Here is a 17585-nt window from a genome sequence, read left to right as displayed (position 1 = left end):
TTACACCCTTCGCTTTCTAAAAAACAATAAACTCAAAAAGAACACGCTACCAATAGCTGCAGTAATAACACCTACGGGCAGTTCTTGGTTTTTCAGCAATGAGCGCGAAAGTACATCAACCCACACCATAAATGTACCGCCCACCAAGCTGGTTACCAGTAAGCCAGCGATGGTGCCTTGGGATATAAAAAAGCGCACAATATGCGGCACCATTAATCCTACAAACCCAATACCACCACACATAGCCACCAGCACAGCGGTAATTAATGAGCTCAACACCAGCATAAGTATTCTAAAGCGCTGAACCCTAACACCTAATGTAATTGCGCTTTCATCGCCAAGTAACATAGCATTTAGCTGCCTTCTAAAGCTCAGCATTACAAACGTACACAATGTGATTACCAATAAAGGCAAACTAAGCGTAGCCCACTGTGCACGAGCAAAGCTGCCCAGTGTCCAAAATAAAATAGCGGCTACCGCCTGAGGATCGCTCCAATAAAGTAACAAGCTGGTAAATGCACTAAATAAAAACGACAGAGCAACACCAGCTAATAGCATTGATTCTACCTGTGCACTTTGCTGCCTACCTGCAATAAGTATTAATAAACTCATGGCAAGTAAGCTACCTAATAACGCTGCTGCCGATAACATAAAACCTGCGCTAATACCTGCTAATGCCATAAGTAACACCACGCCAAATGAGGCACCCGACGATATACCAAATAAGTAAGGATCGGCTAAAGGGTTACGCGTTACCGTTTGTAAAATAAGCCCCGCAATTGCTAAGCCAGAGCCGGCTAAAAAGGCGAGTAATGTGCGTGGCATTCTTAGTTCAAAAATAATACGCGAATTAAAAGACGCATCATTTGAGAGTAAAAAGCTATTAAATACATCTTGAAGTGAGGTCTCTGCTGCGCCAAAACTAAGTGCTGCAAATAAGCTAAATAAAGCAGCTGCAGCACTGATAAATAGCGCAAGTGATTGGCGAGTATTAACTGCGCTCATATTATTCGTAACCATAAAAGTAAGTGATATGAGGGATGCTATTTCCCGACTCCGATATTTGCGGGTGGTTATTTACTTGAGCGCAGACACCAAAAACGTCGCCTAGCATGTTTTCGGTTAATACCTCACTTGGCGTGCCTGTATGTGTAATTTCACCATTTTTAATAACCACTAGTTCATCGCACATTGCAGAAGCTAAGTTTAAATCGTGGAACGATGCAAACACCGTTACACCCAACGATTTAGCAAGCTCCATTACCTGTATTTGGTATTTAACATCTAAATGGCTAGTTGGTTCGTCCATTATTAACAACTGAGGTTGCTGAACTATGGCGCGGGCTATCAAGACACGTTGCTTTTCACCACCCGAAAGTGACTCAAAGCTTTGATCGATATGATCTGCCAACCCTACAGTGTTGATAGCTTGGGTAATTTTTTGTTTATCAATGTTAGTTACTGAGCTAAATAGCGATTTATGAGGCGTTAGCCCAAGTGCAATAACATCAAATACGCTTAAGTTAAATTGCGACGGGGTTTCTTGTAAAACAACCGCTACTTTTTTTGCGTACTCATCGCTTTTTAGCTGCCAAATATCGGTGCTGTTAAACTCTACAACGCCATCGCTGGGTTTATTAAAACGATATAAACAACGCAATAAGCTCGATTTACCTGCGCCATTGGGGCCAATTAAACCAACAAATTTACCTGTGGTTATTTTAAGGTTTATTTTTTTGAGGATCGTTTTATTGCCAATACCCCACGATACGTTTTTAACGTTTAGTAATGGTATATTTAATGGCGTTTGAGTGTGCAATAGTCAGTCCTAGACGGGATTAAACTCACTAAAAATGCGATAAAAATACTAATGCACTACAAGAAAAAATGAGTAAACCCGCTCGTTAAAAGAATTCATACCAATTGCATTAAATTAGTGATTTATTATAGCGACAAATAAATAGCTTAATAACAAGGCGGAAATTATGACATATACTTGTTCTATATGAATAATTTTTAACGAAGTTAGTAAGTTATTTAATTCGCTAGAAAGATCATGTTTTTAATAAAATTGGTATTATACCATTTGTATCTGACTTAAAGCTTTGCGCTAATTACAGTTGCGGGAACAGTCGAGGACTCGCACCTCATTCCAAATGAAGCTCTATTATGGGCGGCTAAGTAAATAATTTAAAGCAAAAAAAAACCGCACTCAAAAGAGCGCGGTTAAAAAGGGAGTGTTTTAACTAATTTAGCGAATAGTTAAAACTTGTATTCCATACCTAAGCCTACGTAGTCTTGGTCAACGTTGTTGTCCATGTCGAAGCTTGAGTAAAAGCCAAATACTTTAATGTTTTTATTTAATTTGTGATCAAGACCAACTGATATTGCTGACTTATCGTCGCTGTCGTCAAAGTCCATGTCTTGGTATTGTACTTTAAATGTGTTGTTACCCATGCTGTAAGCTGCATTTAATAGATAACCATCCGCTTCTGCGCTGCCGTCAACTTTTTCTTGTGTTTGGTACATTGCACCTAACTTAAAGTTTTCAACTTTACCTTGGATTGACGCGCGTACTACATCGTAGCCATTTACTTCACTATCGGCTGCGATAGAGGCATATACTGCGCTCTTTTTAAGTGCCACGTCACCGTAAGTAACCGCCATTGAGTAACCGTTATCAGCGTCTACATCATCTTCAGCTACAAAAGTAGCAAGTACTTTAAAACCTTCGTATGAGTTTGATGAATAACTAACAGTATTCCCTAAACGGTTTTCACCTTTAAATACATTTTTAATATCGCCTTCAAGGTCGTTAAACAAGTCTAACTTACCTTGAGATTGTTTAAGCGCAGTATCGTTACGACCAATAACCACTTGGCCAAACGCACCTTTTAAACCAACGTATTGGTTACGCGCAGAAATATTGTCGTCGTTATCGCCTTTTGAATCAGCATCAGACATATCAACTTGAAACTCAAACTTATATACCGCTTCTAAACTATCATTTATTTTTTCAGAACCTTTAACACCAAGACGAGATGCATTACTTTTTATCTCAGTAAAAGATCCTTCGCCGTCATCAGATGATTGCACTGTTACATTCGCTTTACCGTAAATGTCTACATCGGCAAGTGCATTAAAAGATAAACCACTTAATAGTGCTAAGCATAAGCTCGATTTTACAAATTTCATGTTATTTCCTTGGATAATCACAAAAGACTAATTTTTAAAACTGCTGCATTTTGTCACCGCTAAATGACAGTAATATTACAATGGAAATATTAATGTCTTTTTTTATTAATAAAAATGCATTAAATTTGAAATCAAAATAACATGAAAGCCTAATAAACGGCCGAACTTACTTACTTTTCTTTAATGACAAGCTTGGGGTCATTTGCGATAGTAAATTAACTAAGGTTTCTATTAACTCTTTTTGCTCGTTGTCTCTGTGATACGCTATAAACACGTCTCGCGAGGTATTTTCTACATCTTTAACATGAAACAGTTCACCTTTTTCTAAATGCCCTTCTACCAATACTTGAGGTATAAATGCACTGCCGCCACATTGCAGTATTAAATCAAGTGCAATACGTCCTGTGCTGGTTCTAAAATAAGGCGGTGTTTTACCGGTAAACTGACGCGCATGCCAAAGTGAGAAAGTAGTTCCCCAATCAACATATACATACTGATTATCAAAAAAGTTTTCGTTCGTTGCAGTGTCGTATCCGCTTACGGGAATGATTGGCAACTCACAGATTCGCTCTACCACTAGCTCGTCTACTTTTGGTGGATCAAACAATATTGCCAAATCAAGCGTGCGTTCTAATAACAGCCGAGTGCTTTCTTGTTGTGCTTTAACTTCTGCGACTAATGACACGCCCGGCATCGCTGATACAATATTTGTTATACCAAACTGTAAAAAAGCATCCCAAATATTGGGCGTTCCTGCTAAGCTAATTTGCTTATGCATATTATCGGCAAGCGCAACATCCACTTTGGCGCGTTGCATGCCCGTAATAATCATTTGTGCATGGGGTAATAAACGCTCGCCAGGTGCTGTAAGTTGAATGTTATTACGCTGGCGAATAAACAAATTAACACCAAGTCCTTGCTCTAATTGGCGAATTCTAAAGCTCACTGCAGACTGCGTAATATAAAGGTTTTCGGCCGCTTTACCAAAGTGACGCGTACGCACTACCTCAACAAATGTTTTTAATAAATCGATATCCAATTTTTTATCCTCACGATAAAAATAATTTGTTTAATAAATTGCCAAACTTGCATCATACTCCAGCTAATTACTAAGGTATGAGGATAAAGCTATGAGCAATAACATTTCATTACTACGCCAAGCATTTGTTAGCCAACGTCAATTTTATGATGATCAAAACTTTCCACGAGGCTTTAGCCGCAGCGGAAACTTCACCTTATTAGAAGCCAGCATACTTGAACAACACGGAGTTGTTTTAAAAGGCTTATACAGTAAAACAATTGAGCCGCAAAACGAACACCAAGAACAGTTTGTAGCAGTCGTAACTGGCTCACAAGAACCTACCAACCCAATCGAACGAGCTTGGGTAAAATACTTAAAACTAACGACCTGCAAAACTAAGTTTCATACTTTATTTGGCCGTTCAAAAATGTCGAGCCCGGCGCCGATTAGCCAAGAGTATTATTCAGAAGCGGATAATCTGTAAGTATTTAAGTTATTTGCTTTTTTGCGTTTTAACAGTTACAACTTGTATAAGCAAATATTTTTGCAAAATATATATAGGGTTGTTCCGTGACGCGAAAAATACTAATAGTTGAAGATACACCTGCCATGGCGCGAGTGCAAAAGCACATCGCGCTTAAGGCTGGTTATGAAGTTGATATAGCTGAGTCATTAGCGCAAACAAAAGAGCTTATAAGTAAAAATAGCTATTTTTGCGCTGTAGTTGACTTTATATTACCTGATGCCCCATTAGGTGAGGCTGTACCTTGTACTATTAATGCAGACATTCCAACTATTGTAATGACGGGCAATATTGATAAAAAAACTCGCGACACTGTAGAAAAATACCCAATCATCGATTACATCATTAAAGAAAATAAACAAGCTTATCAGTACCTCGAAAAACAGTTACAGCGCCTGCCTCGCAACGAAAATGTAAAAGTACTCGTTGTTGACGACTCTAAATCGACCCGACGATACATTTGTAGTTTATTAGTGCGCCATAAGTATCAAATTATTGAAGCACAAGACGGACAAGAAGCGTTAAACCTGCTTGAAGCTTCACCTGATATTTCAGTTATTATTACTGATAATGAAATGCCCAATATGAATGGCGATGAACTATGTAGCGAGATTCGTCGCTTATATAGCAATGATGAAAAAGCTATTATTGGTATTTCGGGTTCTGACTCTGTAGGGCTTTCTAGTTTATTTTTAAAAAATGGCGCAAACGATTATTTGCACAAACCTTTTAATAGCGAAGAGTTTTACTGCAGGCTTAGTCAAAACGTCGATATGTTAGACCTTATAGCCACCATAAGGCGACAAGCCAACACGGATTATTTAACTAATTTACCAAATCGTCGTTACTTTTTTGAAGAAGCTGAAAAATCATTAAAGCAAATAAAACATATTAAAGGTGACGGTGCTTTAGCTATGCTTGATATTGATCACTTTAAATCAATTAACGATACATACGGACACGATGTTGGCGACGAAGTATTAAAAGGGCTCTCTATTTGCTTCAGTAAATACTTTAAAAAGCACTTAGTAGCGCGCTTAGGCGGTGAAGAGTTTGCAGTTTATTTTATAGATGCAGATAAACAAGAAGCCCTTAAACGCCTTGAAGGCTTTAGGTATTTTATAGAAATGAATAGCCAAGAGTTTAGTAAAGCTAAAATAAAATTCACCATTTCTATTGGCTTTGCAAACGGGCCTGTTTATCAAATTGATGAACTTTTAAAACAGGCCGACTTAAAGCTTTACGACGCTAAAGAATCTGGTCGTAATAAAGTAGTTAGTTAACCATTTTATTAGTTAATTATACTTCTGCGGCTGTAATAGCCGCTTTTTTACGTTTGCGTGATTGATGGTAAGAGTCCCAACTAAAAATAGCCAGTGCACTCCAAATACATGCAAATGTTACTACACGCTCTGCATCAAACACTTCACCATAAAACACCACAGCTAGTATAAACATTAAGCTTGGCCCAATGTATTGAAAAAAGCCAAGTGTAGTATATTGCAAACGCTTAGCTGCACCGGTAAAACACAGCAGTGGTAATGTAGTTACAATACCTGCACTAATCAGTAGTACATTAGTATGCCAATCATTAGCTGGCAGACTTGATGTTGCTGTAGGCACCATTAACCACCAATAAATAAGTGCGACAGGCAGTAATATAAGTGCTTCGAGTAAAATGCCAGGCAAGGCTTCAACCGGTAACTTTTTACGTAATAAACCATAAAGTGCAAATGATATAGCCAGTGAAAAGGCAACTACCGGAAACGAGCCAAAACTAATTAGCTGCAGCACTACACCGCTAAAGGCAAGGGCTACTGCTACGCCTTGGAACTTACGCAGGCGTTCGCCTAAAAAAAGCATACCCAGTAATACATTTAAAAGAGGATTTATGTAATAGCCCAAGCTTGCATCAAGCATGTGGTTATTATTTATAGCCCATATAAATAAACCCCAATTAAACCCAAGCAGTGCAGAGGTGATAACAAGCATAAGCAAAAGCTTAGGTTGAACGATAATGCGTTTAATTTTACCCCAATACCGTAAAACACTTACTACCAATACTAAAAACACAACCGACCAAATAACCCGATGCATTAAAATTTCAAAAGCAGAAACATGCTGAATCAACTTAAAGTATATTGGCGCAAGGCCCCACATTAAAAAAGCAAGACAAGCAAAAATAGCACCTTTACGCTGCTCAGTATCAATCGACATAATACACACTTAGTGATTTAAAAGGCCGCTAGTTTACTTGCCATACGCGTTTTATCCAACTAAATACGTGCCGGTTCCAAAAGCAATTTGAACAGACTGTTCGTTATGTAATTCCATTCTGCATACACATACTTTATTACCTGAACGAATAAGTGTTGCGCTGGCAGTAAAGCTCTCTCCTTTACCAGGGCGCAAATAATCAGTACGTAAGTCGATAGTCCCAAGCGTGGCTAATTTTGTTTGCACGCTTGTAATATCTAAATCGATGAGTTTATCAATTACACTTGCTGCAGCGAGCATACCGCCTACATTATCAAGTACGGCTGAAATAACACCACCATGGAGTATTTTTTGCGCAGGGTTACCAATTAGTACATCCTGCCACGGGAACGTAATTTTGGCCTGTTCAGGGCTTAACGACTCAACCGATATTTGTAAAAACTGGTTAAACGGCATGCCATTTACAAATAACGCGCCCACTTGTTCAATTAACATTTCTTTATTCATTATTATTCTCTATGTCAAAACAGGTAAGATGAGTAAAACATACATAGTGTAAAACTACGAGACTCCACTTAAATAATTTATCAAGTAACTCAGCTAAAGACATCTCACTAAAAAACCACTAAAATACCCGCCAATGAATACATCAACTCCACCTTCTAGCACCCTTGTGCGTAAACCCGAAACTGTCCTCAAACAAGTGTTTGGCTACAGTGAATTTCGCGACGGTCAAAAAGCAGTTATTGATGCCGCTATTAACGGTCAAGACTCGCTTGTATTGCTTCCTACTGGCGGCGGAAAATCGGTGTGCTACCAAATCCCTGCTTTAGTACTCGAAGGCGTAACCATTGTTATATCTCCGCTTATATCGCTAATGCAAGATCAGGTAACGCAACTGCAAGCTCTTGGGGTAAAAGCCGCTTACGTTAATAACAGCTTAGCACGAGAAGAACAGCAATTGGTGTATCAACAGCTTCATCAGGGGCAAATTAAGCTCTTATATGTGGCGCCTGAAAAAGTATTACAACACGAATTTTTAGAGCGTTTATCGCATTTAAATGTGAGTTTATTTGCTATTGACGAAGCGCACTGTGTGTCGCATTGGGGTCATGACTTTAGACCTCATTACTTTCGCTTAAACGAATTAAAGCAACGTTTTGCACATGTCCCAATGATGGCATTAACCGCCACCGCCGATAAAGCCACACGGTTTGATATAGTTGAGCAATTAAAACTACAACAGCCTTATATTCATACTGGCAGCTTTGATCGCCCCAATATTCGTTACACCATAGAAGAAAAATTTAAACCTATGGTGCAATTGCTTCGCTACCTAAAGGAGCAAAAAAGCCAAAGCGGTATCATTTATTGCACCAGCCGTAAACGCGTAGACGACATTGCTGAAAAGCTTGCAGATGCAGGACTAAACGCTGCCGCTTATCATGCTGGTATGAGTAACGAGCAACGACAATTTGTACAAACCGGGTTTGCCCGTGACGATATACAAATAGTGGTCGCAACCGTTGCTTTTGGTATGGGCATAAACAAGCCTAATGTGCGTTTTGTACTGCATTACGATATTCCAAAAAGTATAGAGTCGTACTATCAAGAAACTGGTCGAGCTGGGCGAGATGGACTTGCCGCAGAAGCTATAATGTATTTTGATCCAGCTGATATAGGTCGCGTAAGGCGCTTTTTTGAAGACATAGACGACGAACAACGCCGCCGCGTAGAAGAACAACGCTTTAATGCAATGGCAAGCTTTGCCGAAGCGCAAACATGTCGTCGTCAAATATTACTTAACTATTTTAGTGAATATCAACGCGAACCTTGTGGCAACTGCGATATTTGCTTAAATCCGCCACAAAGCTTTGATGGTACGTTAGTCGCTCAGCAAGCACTTTCGTGTGTGTACAGAGCGGGACAACGTTTTGGACTTGGTTATATTGTTGAGTTACTTCGCGGTGCAAACACGAGCCGCATCCGCGATAATAATCATCATGAATTAAGTACCTACGGCATAGGTAAAGATAAAAGCAGTGAGTTTTGGCTCAGTATTTTACGCCAACTTATTCATCAAGGCTTACTTAGCCAAGATATAACACAAGGTGCGTCACTTAGATTAACAGAAGCCGCGCGTGTAATTTTAAAAGGTGAATACGCACTGCAATTAGCCGAGCCACGCCTGCAAGCCAAACACGTTTATCAAGATAAGTTAGCGCAATTTAATTACGACAAAAAACTCTTTGCTCGCCTGCGCGCACTTCGTAAAGAACTTGCTGATGCCGACGATGTGCCACCTTATGTAGTATTTAATGATAAAACGTTAGCCGAAATGGCGCAGCTTATGCCAACAAACGACAGTGAATTTTTAAAGGTCTCAGGTGTTGGTTTTACTAAGTTAAATAAGTACGGCGGCGAATTTTTAACGGCAATTCGACATTACCTAGCTACTAATTAAGAGCATTATGACCCAAATAGAATATGACCATACACACAAATGTATTTTGATTAATCCCATTGAGCTACCAAACGATGAAGACTTTGAGCTGTGGAGTACATTATTTTTACACTCAGACGAAGTAACACTCAACGAATATTCTGCAGGCGCCGATCGCCATCAAGTTCGCTTTACCTATAATCATCAAACCTTTAATTTAAACTATGAGCATTACAGCCAAAGCATCTGGATTAATGCCGAAGGTCATGAAGCTGAACACTTACTCGCCGCTTTAGCATTTTATTTAAGCTAGCTTTTAATGCTTAGCGCATAGGTCGCTGCAAACCAGCTGGCTATTAACAAAAGTGAATATGGGTAACAATTAATTAATTTCAAAATCCATACCTTTTACTTACATTATAATAACAATGATGTAAGCTGATATTACGATAGTCATTTGCTACGTAGCAGTAAGAGGTTTAATGGTGAGCAAGAAATGGATAGCACAATGTTGTATTAGTTTAACGGTTTTAAGCTTTTATGTGCCTAAAACGTTCGCACAACAATCTTCAATGAAAACTGATAACTGCCTTGTAGAACAGACAGATTTAAGCACGAATAAAAACCTACGCCGAGAAGTTCAAGACAAAACAACCCTCACGCACAGTAATAGTAACGCTAAAATAGCCTCAATAAAGCTCAAGCAACTTAATGTATTTAATACTGAGCTTGAAGAGGAAAATAATGCTTTATTCCGTTTTGCTAATCGCGCTCACATTCAAACAGAGCCCGATGTCATTAATAACCTTTTATTATTCTCCCCAGGTGACAAGTACGACGCTAAAAAGCTCGCAGAATCTGAGCGTTTACTTCGTAAAGAAAGCTACTTATATGATGCACAAATTAGTGCTACCGAAAACTGCGACGGCGACGTTAATGTAGAAGTGGTTACCCGTGATTTATGGACACTTTTACCTGAAGTGAACTTTAGTCGAAGCGGTGGAGAAAACAAATCGAGTATAGGTTTTAGAGAATCTAACCTGCTTGGGTGGGGTAAGCGCCTTTCTTTTTCGCGCACCACTGACAGCGATCGCAGCGGTTACTTATTTGTTTACGACGATCCGAATATTTTATCTACTCGCTACCGAGGCCGTTTAGAGTACGCCGATAACAGCGACGGCAAGCGCCATTTGCTTGAGCTAACCTATCCATTTTACGCAATTGACACCCCCTTTAGTTACGGTATTTTAAGCTATTCTGAGCAGCGCGAAGAGTCACTATATAAACGCGGCGAAGAGTTTAGCGAATTTGATCAAACTACCGATTTAAACCGTGTATTTATAGGACACTCTAAAGCGCTTAATAATAATTGGACCCAGCGACTAACGTTAGGCTATACCGATGAGCAACATACCTTTGAAGCTATAGACACTACATTTGCACCACTTGCCGATGACAGAAGCTTAAGTTATCCCTTTATAAGCGGCCATTGGTTTGAAGATAACTACATAAAAGTACGCAACTTCGACAGTATATCTCGCACTGAGGATTTAAATTTAGGTTGGAATATTAAAAGCTTAATTGGCTATTCAGATGAGTCATTAAGTAATGACGACAGCCGCGCGGTGTATTCTTTTAACTTTAAAAAAGCCCACTTTACTAACGATAATACTTTATGGCGTTTTAGTGCTGATATTGATGGCTATTGGAATAAAGAACAGAAAAAACTCGAAAACTTTATGGCCACCAGCCAAGTACAATATTATTTAAATACCAGTGAAGACCAATCTTGGTATGTTAAAGCCCGCGTGCAATACGCCAAAAACCTGACTGCTGATCAACAGCTTACTTTAGGCGGCGAAACAGGCCTGCGTGGTTACCCTATGGATTATCAACATGGCGACCGCAGCTTTTTAGTTAATTTAGAAAAGCGCTATTACTGGGAGTACGATTTACTGCAACTATTTAAAGTGGGTGGCGCAGCTTTTGTAGATGTAGGCAGAGCATGGTTTAACGATGAAGATAACGGTGAAAATGCACATGTATTGAAAAATGTAGGCGTTGGTCTGCGTTTGGCACCGAGTCGCGCAAACTCAGGAACCATGATCCACATTGATATTGCCGCCCCTGTTGATAGCTACGACGATGTAGACTCAGTCCAGTGGCTAGTAAGCGTTAAAAACACTTTTTAAATAATACAAACACGTTAAACTAATACCAATTGCATTAAATTGTTATGAAAGTTCAGGACCTAATGTGGAAATAATAGAAGTTTTAGAATTGTTTGCATCACAATATAAGTTAGTTGTAACTATAATCGCTATTTTGGTTTTCCCTCTTCTATTAAAAATAACCAAAAAACTACTCGAAAAAGCGATTAAAGGCAAAGTAGATTTGCACCGAAAATACCGTGCAGAGCTTTTACTAAAAATTATACTTGCCTTTGTAGTACTGTGTTTGGTTTTAGTATTTTGGGGTATAGAGCTGCGTGGTTTATTGGTTTTAGGCTCTTCTTTATTTGCCATGTTAGGGGTAGCGCTTTTTGCCGCTTGGTCATTATTGAGTAACCTCACCGCATTTTTACTGATGTTTATTCAAAACGATTGCCGCGTTGGTTATTGGGTACGAATTATTGATGGTGCGAATCATGTTGAAGGGCGCATTGTTGAAATGGGCTTAATGAATGTAGTACTTGAACATATTGATGGGCACCGTGTAATTTACCCTAACAATTTATTTGTGACCCGTCCTGTCATGGTTTTAAATAAAGAACCAAAGCCAACTAAAACCCCTGTTATAAAGCGTATTATTGGTCCTAAAAAAACATAGTTTAAAAAGCATCGTTGATAAAGCAATGTCCACAAAAAAGCCGCAGTAAGTAATTACCTACTGCGGCTTTTTAATGCTTAGCTAAACAGAATTTAGTTTAGCTATTAGTTATTTAGTTCAGCTGTTTTAAGCTCGTCATCTAAATCATTTATCTCATCAATAAAGTTCTCTAGTTGCTGCTCTACTAAACTATTGTCGTTTGCAAAGTAAGCAAGGTGGAATACCGCATCACCTTCATTTACCAATGGCATCGTTTGCTGACCAATAACAATACCGCCTTTAGGCGCTAAAAGCTCAAGCTCAGAATCCCCTAGAGGGCTACTTATATATGCAAGCACTTGCCCTTTAGTTACATGCTCCCCTAGTGATACTTGTGCACGCACAATGCCATCAACCTCTGCACGTATCCAACTAGTCGAACCTGCAATAATAGGATCTGGTAACTTTTTAGGGCGCTTGCCACGGATCATTTTTAAATGGCGCATAACATAATCAACGCCCTGCACACCTGCCGCAATAGCGATAGGATCAAAGCGTAGCGCTTCGCCTGCTTCATAAGTAATAACAGGTATACCTAAATTTGCGGCTTCACTGCGTAATGAACCATTACGAAGGGATGCATTTATAACCGCCGGCGTACCAAATGCTTTAGCCATTTCAGCGGTTGCTTCATCTTCTAAATTAGCGCGAATTTGCGGCAAATTAGTACGATGAATAGCGCCAGTATGCAAATCAATAATGTGAGTACAATGTACTGCCACTTGATTAAAAAACATATAAGCCATACGCCCAGCTAATGAACCACGTTCAGAACCTGGGAAGCTGCGATTCATATCGCGTCTATCTGGTAAATAACGCGATTTGTGAATAAAGCCAAACACATTCACAATAGGCACAGCGATTATTGTTCCGCGCAATTGGCTTGGATCTATTTTAGCAAGTAACTGACGCACAACTTCTACACCATTTAGCTCATCACCATGAATAGCCGCACACACCATAAGCACAGGGCCTTCCATTACACCATTAACCACTTCAATAGGAATATTAAGTGGTGAATGGGTGTAAAGCTTAGCTGCTTCTAAGGCAAGCGTTTTACGCTCGCCTACGCCTACATTTTCTCCTAATAAGGAAAAAGGACGGTTAATTTTAACCTTTGCCACGTGTTGCTGTTCCTTTACTTGAGGCATTTTTTTCGATGAAATCAATTACCATACCTGCAATATCTTTACCTGTTGCTATTTCAATGCCCTCTAAACCTGGTGATGAGTTAACTTCCATCACAAGTGGCCCACGAGATGAGCGAAGTAAATCAACTCCCGCTACATTTAAGCCCATTGATTTAGCCGCTGCTACTGCCGTTTTACGTTCCTCTGGAGTAATGCGAACTAATGTAGCGCTACCACCACGGTGAAGGTTAGAGCGGAACTCACCTTCTTGTGCTTGGCGCTTCATTGCTGCGATTACTTTGTCGCCTAATACAAAACAACGTATGTCTGCACCACCCGCTTCTTTAATATATTCTTGAACCATAATATTGGCTTTTAAGCCCATAAACGCTTCAATAACACTTTCAGCTGCTTTGCGTGTTTCAGCAAGTACGACACCAATGCCTTGTGTGCCTTCAAGTAATTTAATTACAACAGGTGCACCGCCTACCATTTCTAGTAAGTCTTTTACGTCATCGGGTTTGCTGGCAAAACCTGTTACTGGCATACCAACGCCTTTGCGCGAAAGTAACTGAAGTGAACGTAATTTATCGCGCGAACGAGAAATAGCGACTGATTCGTTTACAGGATAAACACCCATCATTTCAAACTGACGAAGTACCGAACAGCCATAAAATGTAACCGATGCACCAATACGCGGGACAATTGCGTCAAATTCTTTTAAGTTTTCACCGCGATAGTGAATTTCTGGTTGCTCAGAGTTGATATTCATATAACAACGCAATGCATCAATCACTTTAACTTCGTGGCCGCGTGCTTCTGCTGCCTCAATTAAGCGACGTGTTGAATATAGCTTTCTGTTACGAGATAAAATACCGATTTTCATAGTTAAACCTTACGACCTAATAGTTGAGATAAAGCCGGGTCAACGACTATACGATTTTCCATGGCTGTACGCCCTAATAACATTCTAAACTTCATTGTTGCACGGCTTGTTAAAGTAAGCTCGATAGGCCAGCTATGCTCGCCTGCATGTAATGTCGTTTCTATAAAGTAGCGTAGCTCTTTTTGCCCACTTGAGCTGGTTACGTACTTCATTTTTTTAACTTTTGCATTGCAAGTGACTTGCGTTTGCTCATCATCTTGCAGTGGTTGGGCCGTAAATTTAACCCATTTTTCTGAGTCAACTTCGTATTCTTCAATGTTAATTGCATGAATACATGAAGTGCGAGCGCCAGTATCAATTTTTGCTTTTATCTCGTTAATACCAAGCTCAGGTAAACTTAACCACTCACGCCAACCAACTGTGATCTTTGCTGTCATAAATGTGCCCTTAATAAAAAAGTGACTTATACGCTACAGATCAAAAAACACCAACGAAATAAATTTATCTAGTCGATTAGTAAATTAAATTGATCTTTTTAAGCAACTGGTCACACAATGCACGCCTTGCTAAGCCGTACTTTAAATACCACTTTGCTCAACATAGAGGCTCTGCATATATTTTGCTATTTAAGCTTAACTTATTAAAAGTAAAGGTAAGCCTGTAAGCAACTAAGTAGATACACTATAGTTAACAGTATTAAAAATACACTATTATGAGAACTAATTATGATTAATGGTTTACTACATGCACTTGTACTTGATGGACAAGGCGGCGCTCGTCCTATTGGAAGCACTAATGAGCTAAATAGCTGGCAACCAAGCCAAGGTAAACTTTGGGTGCACATGGATTATAGCCAAAGTGAGGCAGTTGAATGGCTCAAGGCACAGCCTCATTTAAACGATTACGAACTAGAGTCTTTAATTGCTGATGAAACACGCCCACGTATTACGGCTACAACTAACGGGCACATGTTATTTTTACGTGGTGTAAATTTAAATCCAGCACAAAGCCCTGAAGACATGGTTTCAATTCGTTTATTTATTAGCGAAGACATTCTTATTACTACCCGTAAGCGCCGTTTATTATCGGTGCAAGATACGCTCGCCTGTTTAAATGAAAATAAAGGCCCATGCAACATTTCTGAATTAGTGTGCTCTATTACACAAAAATTAACCTCACGTATGCAAAGCGTTATTGACTCACTAGATGAAACACTCGACGAGTTTGAAGAAGAAATAGATGAACCAAGTAAAAAGTTTGACAACCAAGGCTTATCACAATTGCGACGCCAAACTATTGCCTTAAAACGTTATTTAAAACCGCAAAAAGAAGCCCTTAGCTCAATGGTAAATAACCACTACCTATGGTTATTAGATGACGATAAAGCAAAACTTAATGAAACCACCAACTTATTAATTCGTTATCTTGAAGAGCTAGATAGTTCAATTGAGCGTGCGCAAATTATTCAGCAAACAATCACTAACCAAGTTTCTGAGCAGTTAAACCAGCGAATGTATGTTATGTCTGTAGTGGCAGCACTTTTTTTACCACTGGGCTTTTTAACGGGGCTTTTAGGTGTAAACGTAGGAGGCATTCCTGGTACAGAGAGCCCTTATGCGTTTAGTGCTTTTGTCATATTTTTAATTGTGCTTACTGGCGGTATTGGTGTGTATTTTAAAAATAAAAAATGGCTGTAAATTAAAACGCATATTTAATATGGCCACTCAATTGAGTGGCCATAATTAAGTGACTACTTAGTTTGTTTGACGGGTATAAGTAACATTAGTCATTGTTACTTTTGATTGGGTAATGCCTAAATCTTCAAAGCAATTTTTGAATGAATTAGAGTTACCTGCTTCACCGCATTTATCTAGAGTATTTGGATCTTGAGACTGTAAGTAGTTACCAAACTTAAAGTAAGATTCAGAATCATCTTCTACAGGAATACCAAACGAATTACCTAGTGCACTTACATCTACATCGCCGTAATTATTTACCACTCGCAAGTTAAATGACTCACCGCTTGTGATAGTACCTAGCGCAAATTTTTCTTCATTGCCACTGGTATTACGCAAACGAACATACACATCAAAAATGCCATTACCCGCTACGCTGTCGTTAAAACCTGATTCATCAGTATCTGAAACATACACTTTAGAAATAGTCCCAGTATCGCTGGCGTGGTGCTGTGAAATAATTGTTTTACCGCCATCAGACATTTCAACTTTTACAGTTGCTTCAAATACTTCGTAAGACTGTGTCATGGCAACACGCAAGCTTTCTTTTACCTTGTACTCATGACGCCAGCCATTCCCGTTAGGCGTAATATGCTGTGCCTCCAAAGGTACAAATACTAACGTACTATCGTTCACTAACGGGTTAGGGCTATCCCCTTCTAAATCAAAAACACTACCACTTGTAATGCTGCTTGGAATCGTTGTACCGTCTCCAGATCCTGCACCATCATCAGTGCCACCGCCATTATTACTGCCCTCAACTAATGTAAAATTATCAAAGCGTACATCACTTGAGCTATTGTAATGCTTAGCAAATACTTGCAGTGAATTGGTATTCGCTGAAGTAAACGTTTTAGTTACCTTAGTCCAAGACGATACATCAAAGGTTTTGTTTTTAAATAAACCGTTTAAGTCGTTAACCCCAATCTGCCCTTTACCAAGTACATAAGCACTTAACGTATATTCAGTGTTTGGCAGAATATTTACTAATTGATAAACACGTGCTGGACTTCCCTGAATTTTTAACGATTTAGATCCGCTATATGCATCAGATGAAATAGCCGCTGGCTCAGTTTCGTTCCAACTACTAAAACCGCTTTCAAAGCCAGGGTTATTAATAGTTGCAGCGTGAGATAACGCTGAGGTTGCAGTAATTGCAGTGCAAATAAACAATTTCTTGTGGTTAATCATTATCTTTATTCCTTTAAACCTGAACATAAAAACAACCTAACTACTTAGGTTAGTGAAATTCACTAACACTTAGATCTTACCGCTATACAGGTTTTTAATTGTGTATGAATAGTAATGGTAATTTAAATGGCAAATAAAACTTACCAATTAACATTACCAAAAGTATACCCGAAGGCGGAGTGAAGGTTATATTTATTGTTACCAATATGTCAACACAGTGTGGTACAGCAAATAAGTATTACTTTTATCTTTATTACCACTTAAAAATTAATTTAAATTCCAATTTAATCAATATATTATATTTTATTAAGTAACGAATTAATTTTTAAAAATAAATTTTAATTTCAGACATAAGTACTAAAAAATAAATAACAC

General features: G+C 39.0%; 17 protein-coding genes and 1 riboswitch. Of the genes, 7 read left to right on the top strand and 10 right to left on the bottom strand.

From position 1 onward, the window contains the following. The 4 genes from H5089_RS06610 to H5089_RS06595 form a co-directional block, all read right to left on the bottom strand. The gene (locus tag H5089_RS06610; protein WP_182711809.1) at positions 1-1005 is read right to left on the bottom strand and encodes an iron ABC transporter permease; all 1005 of its coding nucleotides are present in this window, start codon (positions 1003-1005) and stop codon (positions 1-3) included. 1 nt (position 1006) lies between these two features. Next, positions 1007-1819 carry an ABC transporter ATP-binding protein gene (locus H5089_RS06605; RefSeq protein ID WP_182711808.1) on the bottom strand — a complete coding sequence of 271 codons (813 nt, stop codon included), beginning with the start codon at positions 1817-1819 and terminating at the stop codon, positions 1007-1009. A 246-nt stretch (positions 1820-2065) separates the two neighbouring features. Further along, a riboswitch (cobalamin riboswitch) is annotated at positions 2066-2200 on the bottom strand. A 62-nt stretch (positions 2201-2262) separates the two neighbouring features. Further along, entirely contained in the window at positions 2263-3195 is a 933-nt protein-coding gene (locus H5089_RS06600) for a porin (protein WP_182711807.1), read from the bottom strand. A 166-nt stretch (positions 3196-3361) separates the two neighbouring features. Next, on the bottom strand, positions 3362-4234 hold the full coding sequence (locus H5089_RS06595; RefSeq protein WP_024596245.1) for a LysR family transcriptional regulator: 873 nt from the start codon (positions 4232-4234) through the stop codon (positions 3362-3364). A gap of 91 nt (positions 4235-4325) precedes the next feature. On the opposite strand from H5089_RS06595, the gene H5089_RS06590 reads away from it, so the two are divergent. Next, a complete protein-coding gene (locus H5089_RS06590; RefSeq protein WP_024596244.1) occupies positions 4326-4700 on the top strand; it encodes a DUF413 domain-containing protein in 375 nt (124 codons plus the stop codon). 86 nt (positions 4701-4786) lie between these two features. After that, the gene (locus H5089_RS06585) at positions 4787-6022 is read left to right on the top strand and encodes a response regulator (protein ID WP_182711806.1); all 1236 of its coding nucleotides are present in this window, start codon (positions 4787-4789) and stop codon (positions 6020-6022) included. Between the two features lie 16 nt (positions 6023-6038). Here H5089_RS06585 and rarD read toward each other — a convergent pair whose 3' ends face one another. Together rarD and H5089_RS06575 are read right to left on the bottom strand one after the other, a co-directional pair. Beyond that, a complete protein-coding gene (gene rarD / locus H5089_RS06580) occupies positions 6039-6956 on the bottom strand; it encodes an EamA family transporter RarD (RefSeq protein ID WP_039488332.1) in 918 nt (305 codons plus the stop codon). Between the two features lie 51 nt (positions 6957-7007). Beyond that, positions 7008-7463: a thioesterase family protein gene (locus H5089_RS06575; protein ID WP_182711805.1), complete on the bottom strand. Its 456-nt coding sequence runs from the start codon at positions 7461-7463 to the stop codon at positions 7008-7010. 133 nt (positions 7464-7596) lie between these two features. Here H5089_RS06575 and recQ point away from each other — a divergent pair, with 133 nt between their 5' ends. From recQ to H5089_RS06555, 4 genes are all read left to right on the top strand, one after another. Continuing rightward, a complete protein-coding gene (gene recQ / locus H5089_RS06570; protein WP_182711804.1) occupies positions 7597-9420 on the top strand; it encodes a DNA helicase RecQ in 1824 nt (607 codons plus the stop codon). Between the two features lie 7 nt (positions 9421-9427). Further along, a complete protein-coding gene (locus H5089_RS06565) occupies positions 9428-9712 on the top strand; it encodes a DUF3630 family protein (RefSeq protein WP_002961372.1) in 285 nt (94 codons plus the stop codon). A gap of 169 nt (positions 9713-9881) precedes the next feature. Continuing rightward, positions 9882-11591: a BamA/TamA family outer membrane protein gene (locus H5089_RS06560; protein WP_182671485.1), complete on the top strand. Its 1710-nt coding sequence runs from the start codon at positions 9882-9884 to the stop codon at positions 11589-11591. Between the two features lie 64 nt (positions 11592-11655). Beyond that, complete coding sequence (locus H5089_RS06555; protein ID WP_138489650.1) at positions 11656-12228, top strand: mechanosensitive ion channel domain-containing protein; 573 nt, start codon at positions 11656-11658, stop codon at positions 12226-12228. Positions 12229-12332: 104 nt separating this feature from the next. Here the strand turns inward: H5089_RS06555 and H5089_RS06550 are convergent, their stop codons facing one another. From H5089_RS06550 to H5089_RS06540, 3 genes are read right to left on the bottom strand one after another with little or no spacing between them, the layout of a single operon-like run. Then, on the bottom strand, positions 12333-13391 hold the full coding sequence (locus H5089_RS06550) for a succinylglutamate desuccinylase/aspartoacylase family protein (protein WP_002961978.1): 1059 nt from the start codon (positions 13389-13391) through the stop codon (positions 12333-12335). Next, on the bottom strand, positions 13378-14283 hold the full coding sequence (gene rimK / locus H5089_RS06545; protein WP_002961977.1) for a 30S ribosomal protein S6--L-glutamate ligase: 906 nt from the start codon (positions 14281-14283) through the stop codon (positions 13378-13380). The genes H5089_RS06550 and rimK overlap by 14 nt, the downstream gene beginning before the upstream one ends. A gap of 2 nt (positions 14284-14285) precedes the next feature. Further along, complete coding sequence (locus tag H5089_RS06540; RefSeq protein WP_002961974.1) at positions 14286-14720, bottom strand: ATP-dependent zinc protease; 435 nt, start codon at positions 14718-14720, stop codon at positions 14286-14288. 288 nt (positions 14721-15008) lie between these two features. On the opposite strand from H5089_RS06540, the gene H5089_RS06535 reads away from it, so the two are divergent. Continuing rightward, on the top strand, positions 15009-15980 hold the full coding sequence (locus H5089_RS06535) for a zinc transporter ZntB (RefSeq protein WP_024605062.1): 972 nt from the start codon (positions 15009-15011) through the stop codon (positions 15978-15980). Positions 15981-16037: 57 nt separating this feature from the next. On the opposite strand, the gene H5089_RS06530 is transcribed toward H5089_RS06535, so the two are convergent. Continuing rightward, positions 16038-17210: a polysaccharide lyase family 7 protein gene (locus H5089_RS06530; protein WP_182711803.1), complete on the bottom strand. Its 1173-nt coding sequence runs from the start codon at positions 17208-17210 to the stop codon at positions 16038-16040. Between the last annotated feature and the right edge of the window lie 375 nt (positions 17211-17585).

It is taken from the genome of Pseudoalteromonas sp. SR45-1, assembly GCF_014163655.1.
GTDB lineage: Bacteria > Pseudomonadota > Gammaproteobacteria > Enterobacterales > Alteromonadaceae > Pseudoalteromonas > Pseudoalteromonas distincta.
This window is presented reverse-complemented; position numbering and strand designations above follow the sequence as displayed.

Excerpts from the sequence above, each read along its gene's own strand:
- H5089_RS06610 (WP_182711809.1), bottom strand. The coding sequence starts at position 1,005 with ATGAGCGCAGTTAATACTCGCCAATCACTTGCGCTATTTATCAGTGCT.
- H5089_RS06600 (WP_182711807.1), bottom strand. The coding sequence starts at position 3,195 with ATGAAATTTGTAAAATCGAGCTTATGCTTAGCACTATTAAGTGGTTTA.
- H5089_RS06590 (WP_024596244.1), top strand. The coding sequence starts at position 4,326 with ATGAGCAATAACATTTCATTACTACGCCAAGCATTTGTTAGCCAACGT.
- rarD (WP_039488332.1), bottom strand. The coding sequence starts at position 6,956 with ATGTCGATTGATACTGAGCAGCGTAAAGGTGCTATTTTTGCTTGTCTT.
- H5089_RS06575 (WP_182711805.1), bottom strand. The coding sequence starts at position 7,463 with ATGAATAAAGAAATGTTAATTGAACAAGTGGGCGCGTTATTTGTAAAT.
- recQ (WP_182711804.1), top strand. The coding sequence starts at position 7,597 with ATGAATACATCAACTCCACCTTCTAGCACCCTTGTGCGTAAACCCGAA.
- H5089_RS06565 (WP_002961372.1), top strand. The coding sequence starts at position 9,428 with ATGACCCAAATAGAATATGACCATACACACAAATGTATTTTGATTAAT.
- H5089_RS06560 (WP_182671485.1), top strand. The coding sequence starts at position 9,882 with ATGGTGAGCAAGAAATGGATAGCACAATGTTGTATTAGTTTAACGGTT.
- rimK (WP_002961977.1), bottom strand. The coding sequence starts at position 14,283 with ATGAAAATCGGTATTTTATCTCGTAACAGAAAGCTATATTCAACACGT.
- H5089_RS06540 (WP_002961974.1), bottom strand. The coding sequence starts at position 14,720 with ATGACAGCAAAGATCACAGTTGGTTGGCGTGAGTGGTTAAGTTTACCT.
- H5089_RS06535 (WP_024605062.1), top strand. The coding sequence starts at position 15,009 with ATGATTAATGGTTTACTACATGCACTTGTACTTGATGGACAAGGCGGC.
- H5089_RS06530 (WP_182711803.1), bottom strand. The coding sequence starts at position 17,210 with ATGATTAACCACAAGAAATTGTTTATTTGCACTGCAATTACTGCAACC.